Origin of the sequence: Terribacillus sp. AE2B 122 (genome assembly GCF_902497585.1) — a bacterium.
Lineage (GTDB): Bacteria > Bacillota > Bacilli > Bacillales > Amphibacillaceae > Terribacillus > Terribacillus saccharophilus_A.
Map to the genome: position 1 here is coordinate 223,298 of NZ_LR700945.1, position 18,651 is coordinate 241,948.

Consider the following 18,651-nt stretch of genomic DNA (forward strand, 5'->3'; position numbering starts at 1 on the left):
AATATGGCTAAAACACTTTTGTCCCAGCCTCTTCTTTCAATACCGTTTGGAACTGAATTTAAACGTATAACGATCACTGCGATAGTACAACTTTGTATATTCAAATGGAATATCGTTATCCAGATAGGCCCAAAGGTTCATCGATAATATAGGGGTGGCATCCTTGATTTGGAGCAGTGTCATGAGATCATCAGACGGCATTGCCGGAATAATCTCTCCTAACCTTTCTTTAATAAGAAATCCTTTGCTTTCTAAATATGCGTATTTAGAATTCAACATGATCTCTTCTGTAAGGTCAGGGAACATAGCAATTGGCATGAAAGTCTCTTCTAAGATAATCGGAACATCATCTGCACATCGAAGTCGTTTCACGTAAAAGACTTGAGCCTCAGGCGGTAGTTGTAAACGATGTCTTATTTCGTCTTCAGGCTGCATGATAGTAAAAGTCAGTAATTTATTGGTAGGTACTTTTCCAAGTTTAATAATTTCCTCTGTAAAGCTCTGTAACCGATAAATATCATGCTCTATCTTCTGCTGCTTCACATAAGTACCGCTGCCATGCACTTTATACAGCAGATTTTCTTCTACTAATAGCTGTATTGCTTGTCTCACGGTTACTCTGCTTGCCTGGAATGAAGCAGCCAGTTCCATTTCAGTAGGAATGGCCTCATCTTTTTTTATGCTACCTTTGGCAATATCTTTTTTTATTTCATTCGCTATCTGACGATAGAGGGGCGTACTTTTCATAGTCCCGATATCACCTCTCATTTTATATCTCTATTTTGTATTGTAATGAATCATAAAAACACACACAACTATAATACATTATATTGATTGGTTTTCAAATTTGTATTATAGTTGTATTAATTAAGGAGGGAGATAAGTGCAAAGAAAACTGAAAATTGCGATCGTTGGCGGAGGAAGTACGTACACGTTGGGATTAATTAAAAGTCTAATTGCCGAAAAAGAATCTTTTCCTTTAAAAGAACTAGTGTTATTTGATCAGGATGAAGAAAGACAAAAAATCATCGCAGATGCGGCTGCCATTTTACTCAAAGAGCAATATGGCGAAAATCTAATCTTCACAAGTACCACAAATTTGGAAACAGCGTGTAAAGATGCTGACTCTGTATTTGTCCAAATACGCACAGGCGGTTTGGAGATGCGAGAATTAGATGAGCAAATCCCCTTGTCTCATGGTGTAGTTGGTCAAGAAACCTGCGGACCAGGAGGAATGGCTTACGGCATCCGTTCCATAAAAGATATGATAGACTTGGTCAAAAATATCCGGGCTATATCAAAAGATGCATGGATACTGAATTATACGAATCCAGCAGCCATTGTAGCTTATGCACTAAAACAGCAGTTCCCTGACGACAATAGAATTTTGAACATCTGTGATATGCCGATTGCCATAATGGTCAGTTATGCGAAATTATTGGGAGTAGATATCTGGGACTTGACGGCGGATTATTTTGGTTTGAATCATTTCGGCTGGTTTACCAAAATAGAGCATAAGGACGGAACTGATTATACAGAACGTTTAAAAGAGCGAATTATTGAAGAAGGATTTAGACCAGAAGATGAGGAAATAGCCAATGATGTTTCCTGGCAGGAGACTTTTGCGCAAGCTCGCCAGACGCTACTAGATTTCCCGGAATACTTACCAAATACTTATTTGCAATACTATCTTTACCCAGACAAGATAGTGGAAAAGTCAAACCCGACTTCTACGAGAGCTCGGCAGGTCATTGAAGGAAGACAAAAGCGTGTACATGATATGTGTAAACGGATAGTCGCTGCTGGTTCTGCTGCAGCAGAAGATTTAAAAGCGGACATTCATGGCATATTCATCATCAGGGCTGCTGCTTCGCTTGCATACAATCTAAAAGACCGATACATCGTGATGGTTGAGAATAACGGAATTATTCCAAACCTGCCCTCCGATGCCATCGTGGAAGTACCTGCTTTACTCACTGCAAATGGCATACATGCGTTTAACGTAGGAGAGATTCCCGTCTTTCATAAGGGATTGATAGAAGGGCAGTATGCGTATGAGCGACTTGTTTGTGAAGCCTATTTCGAAAAAGACTATAAGAAATTGCTACAAGCAATGACACTGAATCGCACGGTAGTTGATGCAGATAAAGCAAAACGTATCTTGGATGATTTACAAAAAGCAAATCAAGAGTATTGGCCATCTTTTTATTAGGAGGAAATCAAATGAAGAAGCTAATTATCAATGCAGATGATTTCGGTTACTCTAGAGCGATAAATTATGGGATTATTGATTGCTTTCAACATGGTGTTCTAAGTTCAGCGACATTTATGGCAAACATGCCTGGAGCGGATCAAGCTGCTGATCTAGCAAAACAAAATCCAGGGTTAGGAGTTGGGGTACATCTTGTTTTGACGTGCGGAGAACCTATCCTTCAAAATCATAAGACAATTGTAGATGTGAGTGGAAAGTTTAGAAGGCTGGCATTTTATGAGAGCGCTTTTAATATTGATTTGGATGAAGTCTATAGCGAGTGGAAGGCACAAATAGACAGGTTTTTATCATATGGCCTTAAGCCGACTCATCTTGACAGTCATCATCATATCAACACCTATAAAGGAATACGCGATATTTTCTGTCAGCTAGCTAAAGAGTACAATTTGCCAGTTAGAAAAAATATGGAATTACCGAGCCATCTGCGGCATCCAGACCAATTCGAATACTATGTAGAGCAGATACTGAGCGATGAGGATAGTTTGAGGGAGGCTTTTAGTAAAGCGGACACGGTTGAAGTAATGTGTCATCCAGGCTACTTGGATAAGGCCGTGGTTGAAGGATCTTCCTACACTTATCCAAGATTGGATGAACTGGAGTTATTAACGTCGAATAGAGTCGATCAGGTCTTAAGGAATTGTGAGGACGTGGAGCTTGTAACTTTCAAAAGTCTATAATACGGGGAGATGAGAAAGCTTGCGCAATTTCTTTCAGAAGTTAGGGAAATCATTGCTCATTCCGATTGTAGCTTTACCGATTGCTGGAATTCTTTACAGACTTACTGCTGAAGATTTGCTGGATATCCCCCTTTTCCAAGCGGCAGGTGTCATATTGACCCAGATGGATGCGCTGATTGCCATAGGTATTGCAATGGGACTTTCGAAAACAAAGGATAAAGGAATACCGGCACTGACCGGATTCCTTGCCATTATCGTACTCAAAGAAGGACTCGCGCTTATGAATCCTGAATTGAATATGAGTGTTTTTGGAGGGGTGCTCGCCGGCTTAATAGCGGCTTTTGTCTATAATAAATTCAAAGATACGAAACTACCGAATATGTTTGCTTTCTTTAGTGGAGAGAAATTCCCTATTACCGTCATCATTTTCACGATGGTTCTGGTTGCAGGATTGATGAGTTTGTTATGGCCTTTTGCTCAAATGGGGATTGATGCATTCAGTAGGACATTGATGGATCTAGGAGCTGTAGGTGTCTTCATATTTGGCTTCCTCAACCGGTTCCTGCTGCCATTCGGATTGCATCACGTATTAAATACGTATGTTTATTTTGGTCTTGGTGAATACACGACATCATCAGGTGAAGTGGTCACTGGCGAAATAACTAGGTTCTTGAGCGGGGATCCTATGGCGGGATTCTTTATAGGAGGATTCTATATCACTATGCTATTTGGGGTACCGGCCATTGCTCTGGCTATAACGAAAGCTGCTAGATACAAGAAACAGGAAACTAAAACATTGATGTCATCAGGTGCAGCTACCTCAGTCATAACAGGTATTACGGAACCAATTGAATTTACATTCTTGTTTACTTCGCCTCTATTGTATTTCCTTCATTCTGTATATACAGGATTAGCTGGTGCAGTACTGTACCTCCTGCATATAAGGCATGGCTTTTCATGGGGAGCTGGATTGATTGATTACATTGTGAACTTGGGATTGAGCGATGGGGGACTTCTTATCCTACCGGTTGGAATTGTATTCTTTTTGCTGTATTACTTCACTTTCTATTATGTCATCAAAAAACGTCAAGTAGCCGTAATTGGGCAAATAGAAGATAAGGTATATGAGGCAGCAGCGGGGGAAGAGGAAAAGGATTTAGAACTAACCCACAATAATCACAGATACATGGCACAAAAAATGATTGAAAATCTAGGTGGAAAACAGAACATACTCGTTAACGATAATTGCATGACGCGACTGCGACTGGAAATAAAGGACATGAAAGCAGTGAATCATTCTAAAATCAAGCAAATGGGAGTGCATGGAATCGTAGAAGTGGATGATCATAATTTGCAAATAATCATAGGATCACAAGCTACAATTGTGAAAAAGGAAATGGATGATATATTAGATGGTTGAGAGAGCAATCATCGCTCCCTCACCTGAATCCCAAAAAGATCCTCCATCTTTTCATTCATAAACTGATAGGATGCTTCGATACCAGCATTATAAAAAATAGGACCTAGTTCTTTAATGATAAAGTCGAGCAGCAGACCTGCGGCCAGGTCGCCTAGCTGCTCGTCTTTTTCTTGTTCGAAATACGTCTGCAGGGAACTTATCATTTCATTGCGCTGGGTGTCGTTTAATTGGATTGGGTTTTGCACGTGTTTTCCCTCCGTTGGCTTATTTTCGTTTCATTATAGCAGAAAGTTCTGCTAGACTTTAGAAAAGGAAAAAAGGTGGGAGTAACGATGGCAGAATTATCTTATGAGATAGTGAAAGAACTCGGAGTGCTATCTGTATCACCTAAAGGATGGCAGAAGGAACTCAATTTGATCAGCTGGAATGGGCGGGAGCCGAAGTATGATATCCGGGACTGGGCGCCGGAGCATGAGAAGATGGGAAAAGGTATCACATTGTCTGTTGAAGAAGTCAGGACATTGCGCACTTTATTGCAGGAGCAGGACTGACATGCTGCCGGAGAAGTTGGTTCAGTTAGCCAAAGAAAGAATGGCTCCTTATCCGTGTGAAGGTTTCCTGCCTGGAAGAGGGCCGAAGCATCCGGTTCTTTTCTTTGTCGGAGAAGCGCCAGGGGAAACGGAGATACATAGCCTGGTGCCATTCAGCGGACGAGCTGGCAAGGAGCTGGATCTGTTTCTGGAGCGAGCTGCTGTAGAGAGATCAGAGATTTTTATTTCAAGCGCAGTCAGAAGCAGACCTTATCAATATAAGACGAAGCAAATACGCGGTGAGACCATCACGAAGAAATATAATCGAACACCAACTAAGGCTGAAGTTCTTGCGCATGCGCCCGTTCTCGATTATGAAATTGCCCAAGCGGAACCTGAAGTTCTCGTGACTCTGGGGAGAATAGGCTGGGAACGGATAACTGGTTCGAAGGAGAAAATTACAGAAGTTGCTGGAAGGCTGATAGAACAGCCGATTCAGCAATTAAAGAGCTTGGAGGAGGATTCTTTCATCCTTTCCGAGAAGGTATATCGTATCTTCCCGACTTACCATCCAGCGTCCGTTTTTTATAATCCGGGCCTGCGACCGGTAATTGAAGAGCATGCCTATAAGATTCGCGAACTTTTGAACAGATAAGGAGAGATGTAATGGAAAAGGTCAACGGTAAAGTAATCGGGTTTGAATTGAACAGCCAAGATCCGGATAAGGCGGCGAGCTTCTACGCTAATGTTTTTGGCTGGAAGGTCGGTGCTCCAAATTGGGGTTATCATGAGGTGGAGACAGCTGGAGCAATTGATGGCGGAATCAGTAAAGGCCCACATGACTTTCCGCATGGGACAAGAATCCAGATTGAAGTGGAAGACTTGGATAAAGCCATTCAAGCTGCAAAAGAAGAAGGAGCAGTTGTTGTAAGAGAAAAGATGGATTTTGATTCTTTCTATCTCGCTTATCTGGTTGACCCGGTCGGAATCGGTATCGGACTTGTGCAGTCCAGATCCAAAGACCAGAAATAGCGGCTTAAGCGATAAATCCTTGTGCGAGGAAAAGGCACCTCACTCCAGGCTTTCTCACTTATTCCTTCGTTTCTAAGCGGTCTTTTCCGCTTTTCCATAAAAAAACAGGCGTATCAGCTGACTGATATGCCTGTTTTTTTTATTTTGCTGCTTTTTGCAGTTTAGTAATCATCTGCAGGGCACGACCTGTACCGATTGCAACAGATTCCAGTGGATTCGGAGCCAAATGAACAGGAACTGAGATTTCAGATGCAAGCCATTGCTGCATTCCTTTTAGCAATGCGCCTCCGCCAGTCAAGATGACACCGTGGTCAACGATATCTCCGCTTAGTTCTGGCGGGCAATCTTCTAATGTCATACGAATTGTTTCGAGGATCTGCTCCAATGATTCCTTAAGAGCTACTTGTACTTCCTTAGAAGAAATCCCGACAGTCTTCGGTAATCCTGTTACCATATCACGGCCGCGGACATCCATCATCAATTCATCATGGTCAATCAAAGCATAGCCGATTTCCATTTTAATTTGCTCTGCAGTTCTTTCTCCAATGAGGATATTGTACTGCTTGCGGATATATTGAATGATCTCCTCATCCATTGAATCCCCGCCGATGCGGACAGAACGGCAAGAAACAACGCCGCCGAATGAGATAATACCAACTTCACTTGTACCGCCGCCGATATCGACAATTACATTCGCAACTGGCTCATCTACAGGCAGGTCAGCTCCAATTGCTGCAGCTATTGGTTCTTCAATCAAGTGAACATGTTTAGCACCATACGATTTGACCGCATTATGTATAGCGCGTCTTTCTACGGAAGTACTTCCAGACGGTGTGCAGACAACGATGGTTGGTTTGCGAAGGGAAGAGCCCATCACTTTGCTCACTTTTTTCAGGATTTCTTTCAATAATTGAGCTGTTACATCATAGTCAGCGATTACGCCATCTTTTAATGGACGAATTGGTACGATATTCTTAGGTGTTTTACCGACCATTTCTTTCGCTTCTGCTCCAACAGCAACAACGTTTTTTGTTTCCATATCAATCGCAACCACAGAAGGTTCATTCAATACGATTCCTTTTTGTTTTGTATACACAAGTATATTTGCAGTGCCAAGGTCTATTCCGATTTCGGGATTAGAAAACATTATATTTCCTCCAATAATGACATATTTCTACTATATTTATTCTCCCCCGTATAAAGCTTTATGGGGGTAGATCTGTCAAAGAGCTAAAAAGCCGCTAAGATTCGACATAATTTATTCTATCACCTGGTATAGAGGTGATAAAGAGATACCTTTATCCTAATTTGGGAGATTAAACTAATAAGTTTAGGAGAAAAGGATTATATGAGAGTAGTAAGCGTAAGTCAATTTACAGATTGATTACAAAAACTGAGGTATTGTTACAAAATCTAGGAGTAAAAAAGGGTGTCAATCCTAAATTACATCCAATAAATAGAAAGGACGCTGTTTATTGCTAGTTTCGTAGTCGATAAAATGGGTAAGATTTCGCATAAGAACTGACTTTTCACGAAGCTGTTTACGCTTGTATGCCTATTGGAAATTCTAGGCTGCAATATTACACAAAAACCCATGCTATGATGTTGCTGCAACAGAAAACACACATCTCGAAAGGAGCAACATCATGTTTAAGAAAGTATTAGTAACAACACTATCTACAGCTATCCTAGCAGGTGGCGCTTTGGCAGGAACAGCAAATGCTGCACCAGCTCAACCAACTAAAGAAGAAGCTCAAGTGCACGTAGCACAAGTAGTGAAAAGCGGATCTTTCTCTTCTATCGAAGATTTGAATAAATGGGTGAATGAATATCTATCAGCTTATAACATTCACATTAATACTGATAGCTTGCTAGCGAAGTACAATGTACAGCAGCCAGCTCAACAGGAGAAAGCGCAGACTCAAGCACCTAAGCAAGAGGAAGCGAAAGCACCTGCTTCTAATAAAGAAGAGCAAAAAGCAGCTCCTAAAAAAGAAGAAAAAGCTGAAGAGCAAGCAACTGAACAAAAAGCTCAAGCTCCAGCACAAAAACAAGAAACTGCTTCTGATAACAAGCAAACAGAAGAAAAACAAGCTACTGAAGGTCTAAGTGCATTCGAACAGCAAGTAGTGGACTTGACTAACAAAGAGCGTGAAAAAGCTGGTCTTAAAGCTTTAAAAGCTGATACTGAACTAAGCAAAGTAGCTCGTGCGAAATCCAAAGATATGGCTGACAATGGTTACTTCGATCACAACAGCCCAACTTACGGTTCTCCGTTCGATATGATGAAATCTTTCGGTATTTCTTATAAAACTGCAGGTGAAAACATCGCTCAAGGACAAAAGACTCCAGAAGAAGTCGTTGAAGCATGGATGAACAGCCAAGGTCACCGTGAGAATATCCTTAACCCTGATTACACTAATATCGGTGTAGGTTATGTAGAAAACGGTAACTACTGGACACAACAATTCATTGGTAAATAATTCAGATTATTGTATAATGAAAAGCAACCGATTATAATCGGTTGCTTTTCTTGTATATAGGGAGTGATTATATGGATCTGATTTCGCTGCTTGCGGAAGAACGAATCAAGCAGGCTGAAGCCAATGGAGAGTTCCGTAACCTTCCAGGAGCAGGAAAACCTTTGGAGCTGGAGGACTTATCAGGTGTACCGGAGGATATGCGGATGAGCTACAAAATTCTCAAGAATGCTGGATATATTCCGCCTGAAATGGAGCTGCAAAAAGAGATTGTAGCACTGCGCGATTTACTTCACGTTTGTACGAACGACACTGAACGAGCGTGTTACCGAAAGCGGATCAGCGAGAAAGAGATCCAATACGAAGCACTGCTTCAGAAGCTTAAGCGAAATTCGCCAGACACTCTCAGTCAATATCGGGAACAAATCGAACATAAACTAACCTAACTAAATAATATTTTCTTATCACGAGAGGTGGAGGGACTGGCCCTTTGAAGCCTCGGCAGCAGGCAGTAATGTACTGTGCCAATTCCAGCAGACGACAAGTCTGACAGATAAGAGGAGCATTTTACCTTGGATAAGGAGCCTCTTCTGTAAAACGGAAGAGGCTTTTTTTACATAATTAGAGGAGTGGAGAACAATGACGAAACAAATTATCCTGCAAGCATTTGATATGACAGCCGCCAATCATAACGCCCATGGCTTATGGAAGCATCCGGAGAACAGAAGGCATCGGGAATATAAGTCGCTGGATTACTGGATAGAGCTTGCACGCCTTTTGGAAAAAGGAAAGTTTGATGCGATTTTCTTTGCAGATGTACTTGGTGTTTATGACGTATATGGAGGGGATGAAAAGGCAGCGCTGCGTGACGGAGTGCAAGTGCCGCTTAATGATCCAGCCTTCGTTATCCCGGCCATGGCAGCTGTGACGAAGCATTTGTCCTTCGCTGTCACTGTCAGTACATCTTATGAACAGCCATTTCATAATGCGCGTAAATTTTCGACGCTTGATCACCTGACAAATGGGCGTGTTGCTTGGAATATCGTTACATCCTATTTACCGAATGCTGCTCAGAATTTTGGGATGGATAAGATGGTTAAGCATGATGAACGTTACAGAATAGCTGATGAATTCCTAGAGGTTTCTTATAAGCTGCTAGAGGATAGCTGGGAAGAGGATGGTGTTATCTCGGATCCGGAAACAGGGGTTCTAGTGGATCCGGAAAAAGTTCACCGTATAAAACATAAGGGTACCTATTTCTCAGTAGAAGGGCCGCATGTGAGTGAGCCATCTCCGCAGCGTACACCTGTGCTTTACCAAGCAGGTACTTCGGAAAAAGGCAGGGATTTCGCAGCAAGACATGCTGAATGTGTTTTTGTCGGAGGACCTACACCAGAAAAAATCAACTATTACATCGAAGATATTAAAGCGCGGGCGGAGGCGTATGGCAGAAGCCGCGATGAAATTAAGGCGTTTACTTTCCTGCATGTCGTAGTGGCTGAAACGGAGGAGAAAGCTCTTGCAAAATATGATGAAGTTAAACATTATTGGAGCGCAGATGCTGCCAAGGCCCAATATGGCGGCTCTACTGGTTATGATTTGGCTTCTTATGAAAATGAAGAAGAGCTGTTCACATACAAGCACACAGAACAAGGTCAATCGCGAGCTGCTTATCTGACAAAGGATGCTGCCAAGCCATTTACAGTCAAAGAGATACAGGAAAAATTTAGCCAACCTGCTGAAATGGATATCATTATCGGCAGTCCTGAGCAAGTTGCGGACAAAATCGAGGATTTTTTTGTGCGAAGCGGAGTAGATGGCTTCAATCTGACACATTACATTACACCAAAAGATCTGCATGACTTTGTCGAATTAGTTGTACCTATCTTGCAGGAGCGAGGATTATATAAGAAGGATTATGCAGATGGAACATTCAGGGAGAAATTGTACGGACACCCGCATCTAGCTGCGGCACATCCTGCAAAACAAGGAAAGAGGCTGGGACAAAACTAGATAGCTCATCCCTAAAGGCGAACAATTTCTAGGTTGGAAGGGTTGAATTGCCGCTCCGGAAATACACTGCGCTTTCCGCGGGCGGCTGGAGATGCTCCTCGTGCTAACGCACTCCGGGGTCTCGCAATTTAAGTGAAAAAATCCGAACCTAAGCAAATTCACTGCTTCGTTCGGATTTTTGTTTGGCCAAAATACTATTCTCCCAGCCTCTTTTTTATTCCAAATAAGTCAGGGTTCCGCTTTTATTCTGAAAGGAAACTGTTGCAAGTGCACCATTAATCATTGTGAACTGCGGGGGCATATGCCCGATATCAGCATCAAAGATAATGGGCAGGCCAATTTCATCTGCAAATTCATGGATCATCTGTTTATCTGTATAATCCTCTGAAGGATTGCTCCGAGAAGGCCTGCCGATTAGTAAGCCACTTGCTCCATCGAACCAGTCGTGCTCCTTCAGATGCCAAAGATTCCGGTAAGCTTCTGCTGTATCCCAATCCAACCATTCCAAGTAGACGATTGTGTCTTCTTTAAAAGATTTTCGCCACTCCTTGATTGGTGCAAACTTTGTCCCGGCTATGGTCGTCAATGTATTCAGACAGCCGCCAATTAAGCGACCAGTAAAGGATACAGCTTCATTTGTCGTGGATTTCCATTCTGTACTGCTATCCAAATCGAAACCCGAAGGATTATCTAGTTCAAAAAGCGCGTCCCATGAAGATTGATACATAGGGGAGGAGTGCTGAACAACGTGTTTGCGGGATGGTGCCGATAATATCTTATGCCATTGCTTTGTCGTTTCATCGAGTGCTTCCATATTCAAATCAAAGAAATTAGTCGCATGGGCAGATGCAATATTCGTCTGGAGTGTATAGCTGCATAAAAGTGTGCTTGTGTCAGAATAACCAATCAGCCATGTCGGTTTGCTCTTGGATAGCTTGTCCCAATCCAGCCTAGGCAATACTTGTACAAGCAGCTCTCCGCCCCATGGCGGCATAATGGCATCAATTGCGGGATCGGTCAGATAGGTCATCAGCTCGTTTGCTCTAGTTTCAGCAGAACTGCTTCTTGCCGCTTGCTGTTTCCAGACAGTTTCTCCAATGACTACATGGGCACAGAGTTTTTCCAGCTGACTTTTAGCTTTATGTATTTTGTAATGCAATGGAGCAGGAACTCCGCTGGATGGAGCGGTAATTGCGAAGGTGGAGTTAAGAGTTAAAGCGCTTGGATAAATGGTCGACACTACTATCACCCTTTCCTTTTCCATATTATAGCATGGACACTGTCGTTTGAACCGTTGTTCTAGGGGGAATGGAATACCAGACATTCGCACATTTTCACATTTATAAAACGAGGGAGTTGAGTGAATGATAAATGTGTTGTTTATTTCTTTGGGCAATATCTGTCGCTCGCCGATGGCTGAGGCGATTTTCCGCAAACGGATAGAGGAAGCAGGTCTATCTGAATTTGTTACAGTCGACTCAGCTGGTATCGGTCACTGGCATGAAGGAAAGGAAATGCATCCTTCTGCTCGTGAGCTTCTCGGACAAAAGGGCATTTCGATAGTTAACCATCAGGCAAAGCAAATCCTGGCAGAGGACTTGGAAGCCTACGATTACATCATTGTGATGGATCAGCTTAATTTGCAGGATATATCTGCTATAGCTCCTGCTCATACGTCGCGTTATCAGCTTTTTTCAGATCTTCTTCCGGAGCGTGCTGGAGAGGATGTCGATGACCCATTCTTCACTGATGAATTTGAAGCTGTGTATGAGATGCTCGAGGCTGGGTGTGCGGAATTGTGCGAGACAATAAAACAACAGACAGAATGGAAGGAGCCGGTTTGATGAAAAGTAAATTCACGTTAGGTTTAACGATTGGTGCTACAGTCGGCGGCTTGATTTCGTTATGTGATGCACAGACTAGGGAGCATGTACGCGGCAATTTGATGCGTGCAGGTTCTGAAGCGGTGTTCTACCTTCGTAATCCAGGTGTTTTCGTGGAGGATGTTAAAACTTCCTACGCTCGAGTGGCGACCAGTGTATCCACTTCAGCTGATAAAGGCTTGAGAGGGCTGGAGGAAGTCCAGCATGCACTGCAGAAGGTAAGTAAGCTCGACGATCAGATCGAACTGCCAGCCGGACAGCCTCCGAAACAATTGGCAAGCGGTGGCAATACAGTAGCAGCCAGATAAAGAAAAGGCGTCTTTAGAGAGAGAAGGAGGAGAAACCATGGGGAGCTTTTTAAAACAGCTTGGGCAGCGAATCGGTAATGATGAAGTTACTGGATTGTCTGCCCAGCTGGCTTATTTTTTATTACTATCACTATTTCCGTTTATCATTTTTCTTGTATCCTTGATCGCATTCTTGCCGGTCAGTCAACAAGATATCATGAATACATTATCAACATTCGCACCTGATTCGACCATGGATTTGCTGGAAGAAAATATAACGGGTCTGGTCAATGATCGGAACGGCGGTCTATTGTCCATTGGTATCTTAGCAACACTCTGGTCGGCATCAAATGGTGTCAATGCCATCATACGTGCTTTGAATAAGGCATATGACGTCAATGAAGATAGATCCTTCATCGTAGCCAGAGGAGTAGCTGTAGTACTTACAATCGCTATGGTACTCGTCATCGCGGTAGCATTCTTACTGCCAATCTTCGGTAAATCAATCGGTATTTACATCTTTTCATTCTTCGGATTGGATGATGGTTTCCTAACTGTATGGGGTGCTTTGCGCTGGGTGATTTCTTTTGTAATATTCTTCATTGTATTGCTTGCATTATATGTACTAGCGCCAAGTAAGAAAATCTCGATCAAAGAATCGATGGTTGGAGCAGCCGTCGCGTCAATTGGCTGGATGCTTGCATCCCTGTTATTCTCCTTCTATGTTGATAACTTTGGCAATTATTCCGCGACATACGGTTCTCTTGGGGCAGTCATCGTCCTGATGATCTGGTTTTATCTTTCTGGCATTATCATCATCACTGGCGGTGAGATCAACGCCATGCTGGATGAGCGGAAGAAAGCGAAAACGGCTTCCTGATAAGGGAGCCGTTTTTTTTACCTTAAGAGTCGGAGTCCATTCAATATGACGAGGATTGTACTGCCTTCATGCCCGACCACACCGAGTGGTAAACCGAGATATTGACTGATATTAGCCAGTATAAGTAATAAAATGACGGAAACGGAGAAGATGACATTTTGCTTGATGATTTTCCGCATGCGCTTTGAAAGCTTGACGGCATCGGCTAGCTTACCTAAATCATTTTTAATCAGGACCATATCAGCTGTCTCCAGTGCAGCGTCGGTTCCATTGCCCATGGCAATTCCGACTTGAGCAGTAGCAAGGGCAGGGGCATCATTAACTCCATCGCCTACCATGGCTATTGTACCGTAGCTGCTTTCCAGTTTCTTGATTTCCGCAACCTTTTCATCAGGCAGGCAGTTGGCGCGATACATTGTAATACCTGCTTCTTTGGCAATGGCTTTTGCAGTCTGGTCGTTATCACCTGTAAGCATGATAGTGGAAATGCCAAGCTTGGATAAGGAACGGATAGCTGCTTTTGCCTCTGGTCTTATCGTATCCTGCAGAGCAAATACACCGGCTAATCCGTATTCGTTCTCGATATAAACAAGGGATTTGCCGGCAGCGGCCAATGCATTAGCTTGATCGGTTAAATCTTGATCAGCTGGATTCTGCATATAAGAAATTTTTCCGATTCGCCATTTCTGTCCCTGCCATATCCCATGCATTCCTTGCCCGGCAGTATCGGTTACTTGCTCCGCTTGGTTGATATTATCAGCATGTGCATAAGCAGCAACAGCTTTAGCTAGAGGATGTGAGGACTGAGATTGTATAGCATAAGCTGCTTTAAGCACAAGGGATGCTTCAGCAGTTTTGCTGACAAGAAAATCTGTGACAGATGGCTTCCCGACTGTTAAACTGCCTGTTTTATCGAATGCTACAGCTTTTACTCGTCCGAGTGTTTCCAGATGCGAACCACCTTTGACTAATATCCCGTTTCTTGCTCCTTTCGAGATAGCTGATAAGGTTGCTGGCATGACCGATGCTACCAGTGCACATGGAGAGGCGACGACAAGCAGGATCATGGCACGGTAAAATGACTCGGTAAATGACCAATTTGTTATAAAAGGTGGAACCAGGATGACGAGCAGAACTAACAGCAGAACAGTTTTGACATAGGGGCCTTCGAATCGCTCTATGAAATGCTGTGCGGGTGATTTTTGTTCCTGAGCCGTTTGCACCATCGTGATGATGCGTTGGAACAATGTTTCATCTGAGGGCTTTGTGACACGTATTTCCAATACTGCACTGCTATTGACAGTGCTGGCGAAAACTTCATGTCCTTCTGTTTTTGTTACTGGTATACCTTCTCCGGTAATGGCACTTTCGTCAATGCTCGTCGTTCCTTTTAAAATGATTCCATCAGCCGGAATACGTTGTCCAGGCAGTACGAGTATACGATCATCGACTTGAAGCTGATCAATAGAAATTCTCTCTTTCCTACCAGCGATTAATCTGGTTGCTTCATCTGGCTGTAGGGTTAGCAGTGCACGTAATTCCTGACTACTTCTATTCTCTGTATAAGTTTCTAAAGCACCAGAAAGGGCGAAAATGAAAATAAGCAAGGCACCTTCCAGCCAATGGCCGATAAAGCTTGCCCCTATAGCCGCGAAAATCATCAGCATCTCTACATTAAGTTTCCGTTCCGTAATAGTTTCTGTAATACCTTCCTTCGCTTTAAAGAATCCTCCGATGAGATATGCTGCAGTATAAAGAAAAGGTGCAGCTTCTGTTCCGTGGAAAGTGAAATAGGTGATGAGAATAAGGGCACCACTAACTAAAGCAGCAATTAGTTCTAAATGTTTTTTCATATGTTTATACCCTCCCTAGAAATATATATGTAGCTTGTTTATAATTATTATAATTTAATAGTAATTTCACTATATTCCATTGCTAGATTAAAATCAATATAAAAAAATAATAAATTTTATATAGATATATAACAGTTTAGAATTAAAAGTGAAACAGTTCAGAAAAATATTGAAATAGTGGAGATTACCTGTTATCTTTTAGGATATATGAAAATAAAACAAGGGGAGAGTGTGTGACTTCGTGAAGAAAAGATTAGGTATTATATGTAGTTTATTTGTAATTGTGCTTCTTTTGGGAGCTTGTGGAACAAATGGTGACAGCAACTCTGAAAGCGCTGGCAATGATAAGACGTGGGAAAAGATTCAGGAGTCAGGTAAACTCGTTGTTGGTACATCTGGTACATTATTTGCAGCTTCTTATTATCCTGATGGTTCTGATGAGCTTACAGGATATGACGTGGAAGTGATTAGGGAAATTGCAAAGCGTCTGGATTTGGAAGTGGAATTTAAGACTTCCGACTTCAATAACATGCTTGCTTCTGTACAAAACGGCAGAATTGATGTAGCAGCAAATGATATTGAGATTACCGATGAAAGAAAAGAGCAATTCGCTTTCTCGGAGCCGTATAAGTATTCCTATACATCCATGATCGTACGGAAAGATGATTTGTCTGGTATCCACAGCTTGACGGATTTAAAAGGAAAACGTGCTGGAGGAGAAGCTTCAACAAATCACAGTAAGGTTGCAGAGCAGCTTGGAGCAGAGGTTGTGACATATAGCAATGCAACAAATGATGTGTACTTACGTGATGTGGATAATGGACGGACAGACCTAATCATTAATGACTTTTATTTGCAGTCTTTGGCATTGCAGGCTTTTCCTGATTTCAACATCATGATTCACCCGGATTTCAAATTTGACCAAATTGAACAAGGTGCGATTCTTTCGAAAGACGCCCCAGAGCTTAAAAAACAAATGGACAAGGCTCTTGACGAAATGCGGGAAGATGGTACATTGTCTAAGTTGTCAGAGGAATTCTATGGCGGAGCGGATGTTTCACAGAAGCCAGATGAAGAATTACCAACAGTAGATGAATTGCTGGAACAAGAAGGCAATAAGTGATTCGAAAAAGGAGAAACATTATAATGAAGAAACGATTACTTGTATTTTGCAGCTTGCTGGCTGTGCTTGTTTTAAGTGCTTGCGGTTCTTCTAACGATGATAGTGCTGAGCAAGCATCGGAAGATAAAGTATGGGAAGCTATTCAAGACTCCGGAAAAATTACAGTTGGAACGTCTGGAACTTTGTATCCGGCAAGCTATTATCCGGAAGGTTCGGATGACATTACTGGATATGATGTAGAGGTAATCAAAGAAATCGCGAAACGTCTGGATTTGGAAGTGGAATTCAAGACTTCTGATTTTAATAACATGCTCGCTTCGGTCCAAAACGGACGAGTTGATCTTGCTGCCAATGATATTGGTGTGACGGATGAGCGGAAGGGAAAATTCGCGTATAGTGAACCGTACAAGTATTCCTACACAACAATGATTGTCCGTAAAGATGACCTTTCCGGCATCAATTCATTAGAGGATTTGAAAGGTAAAAAGGCTGGCGGTGAGGCAACGACTGGCTATAGTGAAATTGCTGAGGAATTAGGTGCTGAAGTAGTAGCGTATGGGAATACAACAAATGATGTTTATTTACGTGATGTCGATAATGGACGTACAGATTTAATCATCAATGATTATTATCTTCAATCCTTGGCGCTGCAAGCATTCTCGGACTTTAATATAACGATCCATCCTGATTTTAAATTCGATGAAACAGCCAATGCTGCAATTATGCCGAAGGAAGCAACGGAGTTAAAGAAACAAGTGGACAAGGTTCTGAGTGAAATGAAGGAAGACGGTACGTTGACGAAGCTATCCGAGGAATTCTTCGGTGGTGCAGATGTTTCAAAGCAGCCGGATGAGGATATTCCAACAGTGGATGAGGTATTGAAACAACAGCAGGAAGAAGAGAAATGATACCATTTGAGCTGGTGGGTATCGGCAAATTTTTTGATACGGAATTAGCTTGGGAGAACCTTCCTTTCATACTTGAAGGATTGCCAATGACGATAGCAGTTGCTTTCGCTGGTATGGCTATGGGACTACTTCTCGGGTTTTTCCTTGCGATTGGGCGAAGTTCCAGATTCTTTTTCCTTCGATGGCCTGCGCGGTTTTATATTTCCTTTATGCGCGGTACGCCGATATTGGTGTTTTTGTTCATCCTGTATCAAGGATTGCCAGTTGTACAAATCAGGCTGGATGCTTTTACCTGTGCTGTTCTTGCTTTCGGATTGAATAGTGCGGCTTATATTGCTGAGGTAAACAGAGGAGCACTGAACAGTATTGCTTATGGCCAATGGGAGTCCTCCTATGCGCTCGGTCTTAACTACTGGCAGACATTGACGCGGGTCATAGTCCCGCAAGCAGCGCGAGTAGCGATGCCGCCGCTTACAAATGTATTCCTTGATTTGGTGAAAGCAACGAGTCTGGCAGCAGTCATTACGGTGCCGGAAATGTTCCAAAAGGCGCAAATTGTAGCTGGCCGTACTTTTGACTCCATGACAATGTACATTACGGTGGCGCTTGTATATTGGCCGCTTTGTATTATTATTTCTTATTTCCAGGAACGTCTGGAGAAGCGATTCTCTCGATATATCAATTAAAAAGGGATGTGCCCAGTGGGCGCATCCCTTTTTACTGTTCCGCTACAACAGCATGTTTGGTGAAAATCGCGTGAACGAGCAGTGTTGCAAAGATACCGGCGAAAATGACCGTCATGATGAAAAAGAAACTGAGATGTGGCATTTTCTCGATAAATACCCCACTGATGTAAGGTCCGCCAAGACTCCCGATACTAAAGGTTATACTGCAAAGCAGATTGCCTGTCGGAAGCAAATGCCTTGGAGTTAAATCTGTCATATAGCTTATCCCAAGCGAAAAGGTGGACCCTAAGGACATACCAGCTGCAAATAAACAGATGAACAGGGCAATATAATGCTGTTCTGTAAATGCAGCAGTTCCAAAAAAGACTGTCCCAAGAAGTATTACCGTCAAAAGTGTGTACTTCCGTCCAAATTTATCGCTGAGCATACCAAGCGGTATCTGAAAAACGATTCCGCCAATCGCGAATCCAGTAAGCAAGATGGATACTTCCGACACACCGATGTCCTGGCGTAAGCCATAGATAGGAAAGCTTCCGTTCAAGGAAGATTCCAAGAAGCCATAGCCAAGCGGCGGCAGGAAAGCGACCCATGCATATTTCAAGGTCGA

21 protein-coding genes and 1 riboswitch are annotated in these 18,651 nt (G+C 42.6%); of the genes, 15 read left to right on the forward strand and 6 right to left on the reverse strand.

Annotation, left to right across the window (positions count from 1 at the left end):
* Positions 1-36: 36 nt before the first annotated feature.
* Entirely contained in the window at positions 37-747 is a 711-nt protein-coding gene (locus tag AE2B122_RS11975; protein ID WP_175074232.1) for a GntR family transcriptional regulator, read from the reverse strand.
* A gap of 136 nt (positions 748-883) precedes the next feature.
* Between AE2B122_RS11975 and AE2B122_RS11980 the strand changes: the two genes are divergently transcribed.
* Genes AE2B122_RS11980 through AE2B122_RS11990 form a run of 3 tightly spaced genes read left to right on the forward strand, consistent with a single transcriptional unit; the run spans position 884 to position 4,369 of the window.
* Positions 884-2,212, forward strand: a complete 1,329-nt coding sequence (locus AE2B122_RS11980) for a 6-phospho-alpha-glucosidase (RefSeq protein ID WP_175074233.1) — start codon at positions 884-886, stop codon at positions 2,210-2,212.
* Positions 2,213-2,223: 11 nt separating this feature from the next.
* A complete protein-coding gene (gene chbG / locus AE2B122_RS11985; RefSeq protein WP_175074234.1) occupies positions 2,224-2,949 on the forward strand; it encodes a chitin disaccharide deacetylase in 726 nt (241 codons plus the stop codon).
* A 19-nt stretch (positions 2,950-2,968) separates the two neighbouring features.
* Positions 2,969-4,369: a PTS transporter subunit EIIC gene (locus AE2B122_RS11990; protein ID WP_175074235.1), complete on the forward strand. Its 1,401-nt coding sequence runs from the start codon at positions 2,969-2,971 to the stop codon at positions 4,367-4,369.
* An 8-nt stretch (positions 4,370-4,377) separates the two neighbouring features.
* Here AE2B122_RS11990 and AE2B122_RS11995 read toward each other — a convergent pair whose 3' ends face one another.
* The gene (locus AE2B122_RS11995) at positions 4,378-4,614 is read right to left on the reverse strand and encodes a DUF2164 family protein (RefSeq protein ID WP_095218734.1); all 237 of its coding nucleotides are present in this window, start codon (positions 4,612-4,614) and stop codon (positions 4,378-4,380) included.
* 87 nt (positions 4,615-4,701) lie between these two features.
* Here AE2B122_RS11995 and AE2B122_RS12000 point away from each other — a divergent pair, with 87 nt between their 5' ends.
* Genes AE2B122_RS12000 through AE2B122_RS12010 form a run of 3 tightly spaced genes read left to right on the forward strand, consistent with a single transcriptional unit; the run spans position 4,702 to position 5,931 of the window.
* On the forward strand, positions 4,702-4,920 hold the full coding sequence (locus AE2B122_RS12000; protein WP_095271176.1) for a YdbC family protein: 219 nt from the start codon (positions 4,702-4,704) through the stop codon (positions 4,918-4,920).
* Position 4,921: 1 nt separating this feature from the next.
* Complete coding sequence (locus AE2B122_RS12005; protein WP_095218732.1) at positions 4,922-5,554, forward strand: uracil-DNA glycosylase; 633 nt, start codon at positions 4,922-4,924, stop codon at positions 5,552-5,554.
* Positions 5,555-5,565: 11 nt separating this feature from the next.
* The gene (locus AE2B122_RS12010; protein ID WP_095218731.1) at positions 5,566-5,931 is read left to right on the forward strand and encodes a VOC family protein; all 366 of its coding nucleotides are present in this window, start codon (positions 5,566-5,568) and stop codon (positions 5,929-5,931) included.
* 139 nt (positions 5,932-6,070) lie between these two features.
* On the opposite strand, the gene mreBH is transcribed toward AE2B122_RS12010, so the two are convergent.
* Positions 6,071-7,078, reverse strand: coding sequence for a rod-share determining protein MreBH (mreBH, locus tag AE2B122_RS12015; protein WP_095218730.1), 1,008 nt, complete (start codon positions 7,076-7,078; stop codon positions 6,071-6,073).
* A 499-nt stretch (positions 7,079-7,577) separates the two neighbouring features.
* Between mreBH and AE2B122_RS12020 the strand changes: the two genes are divergently transcribed.
* The 3 genes from AE2B122_RS12020 (at position 7,578) to AE2B122_RS12030 (ending at position 10,424) form a co-directional block, all read left to right on the forward strand.
* Positions 7,578-8,414, forward strand: coding sequence for a CAP domain-containing protein (locus AE2B122_RS12020; protein WP_095218729.1), 837 nt, complete (start codon positions 7,578-7,580; stop codon positions 8,412-8,414).
* 71 nt (positions 8,415-8,485) lie between these two features.
* Positions 8,486-8,857, forward strand: coding sequence for a DUF1992 domain-containing protein (locus AE2B122_RS12025; protein WP_175074236.1), 372 nt, complete (start codon positions 8,486-8,488; stop codon positions 8,855-8,857).
* A gap of 12 nt (positions 8,858-8,869) precedes the next feature.
* Positions 8,870-8,971, forward strand: a riboswitch (SAM riboswitch).
* Between the two features lie 79 nt (positions 8,972-9,050).
* Entirely contained in the window at positions 9,051-10,424 is a 1,374-nt protein-coding gene (locus tag AE2B122_RS12030; RefSeq protein WP_175074237.1) for an LLM class flavin-dependent oxidoreductase, read from the forward strand.
* A 214-nt stretch (positions 10,425-10,638) separates the two neighbouring features.
* Here the strand turns inward: AE2B122_RS12030 and AE2B122_RS12035 are convergent, their stop codons facing one another.
* Complete coding sequence (locus tag AE2B122_RS12035; RefSeq protein WP_175074238.1) at positions 10,639-11,664, reverse strand: S66 peptidase family protein; 1,026 nt, start codon at positions 11,662-11,664, stop codon at positions 10,639-10,641.
* Positions 11,665-11,788: 124 nt separating this feature from the next.
* Here AE2B122_RS12035 and AE2B122_RS12040 point away from each other — a divergent pair, with 124 nt between their 5' ends.
* The 3 genes from AE2B122_RS12040 to AE2B122_RS12050 are packed head-to-tail and all read left to right on the forward strand — an operon-like array spanning position 11,789 to position 13,474.
* A complete protein-coding gene (locus AE2B122_RS12040) occupies positions 11,789-12,268 on the forward strand; it encodes a low molecular weight protein-tyrosine-phosphatase (RefSeq protein WP_175074239.1) in 480 nt (159 codons plus the stop codon).
* Positions 12,268-12,615: a hypothetical protein gene (locus AE2B122_RS12045; RefSeq protein ID WP_095271184.1), complete on the forward strand. Its 348-nt coding sequence runs from the start codon at positions 12,268-12,270 to the stop codon at positions 12,613-12,615. The genes AE2B122_RS12040 and AE2B122_RS12045 overlap by 1 nt, the downstream gene beginning before the upstream one ends.
* 37 nt (positions 12,616-12,652) lie before the next feature.
* Positions 12,653-13,474 carry a YihY/virulence factor BrkB family protein gene (locus AE2B122_RS12050; RefSeq protein ID WP_095218723.1) on the forward strand — a complete coding sequence of 274 codons (822 nt, stop codon included), beginning with the start codon at positions 12,653-12,655 and terminating at the stop codon, positions 13,472-13,474.
* Positions 13,475-13,491: 17 nt separating this feature from the next.
* On the opposite strand, the gene AE2B122_RS12055 is transcribed toward AE2B122_RS12050, so the two are convergent.
* Positions 13,492-15,327, reverse strand: coding sequence for a heavy metal translocating P-type ATPase (locus AE2B122_RS12055; RefSeq protein ID WP_175074240.1), 1,836 nt, complete (start codon positions 15,325-15,327; stop codon positions 13,492-13,494).
* Between the two features lie 241 nt (positions 15,328-15,568).
* Here AE2B122_RS12055 and AE2B122_RS12060 point away from each other — a divergent pair, with 241 nt between their 5' ends.
* The 3 genes from AE2B122_RS12060 to AE2B122_RS12070 are packed head-to-tail and all read left to right on the forward strand — an operon-like array spanning position 15,569 to position 18,044.
* Entirely contained in the window at positions 15,569-16,450 is an 882-nt protein-coding gene (locus tag AE2B122_RS12060) for a transporter substrate-binding domain-containing protein (RefSeq protein WP_175074241.1), read from the forward strand.
* A 23-nt stretch (positions 16,451-16,473) separates the two neighbouring features.
* The gene (locus AE2B122_RS12065; RefSeq protein ID WP_175074242.1) at positions 16,474-17,358 is read left to right on the forward strand and encodes a transporter substrate-binding domain-containing protein; all 885 of its coding nucleotides are present in this window, start codon (positions 16,474-16,476) and stop codon (positions 17,356-17,358) included.
* Positions 17,355-18,044 (forward strand): amino acid ABC transporter permease, encoded by a 690-nt coding sequence (locus tag AE2B122_RS12070; protein ID WP_175074243.1) that lies wholly within the window; start codon positions 17,355-17,357, stop codon positions 18,042-18,044. Before AE2B122_RS12065 ends, AE2B122_RS12070 begins: the two co-directional genes overlap by 4 nt.
* Positions 18,045-18,075: 31 nt before the next feature.
* Here AE2B122_RS12070 and AE2B122_RS19205 read toward each other — a convergent pair.
* The coding region (locus tag AE2B122_RS19205; protein WP_254593487.1) for an MFS transporter at positions 18,076-18,651 on the reverse strand (576 nt) is incomplete at its 5' end.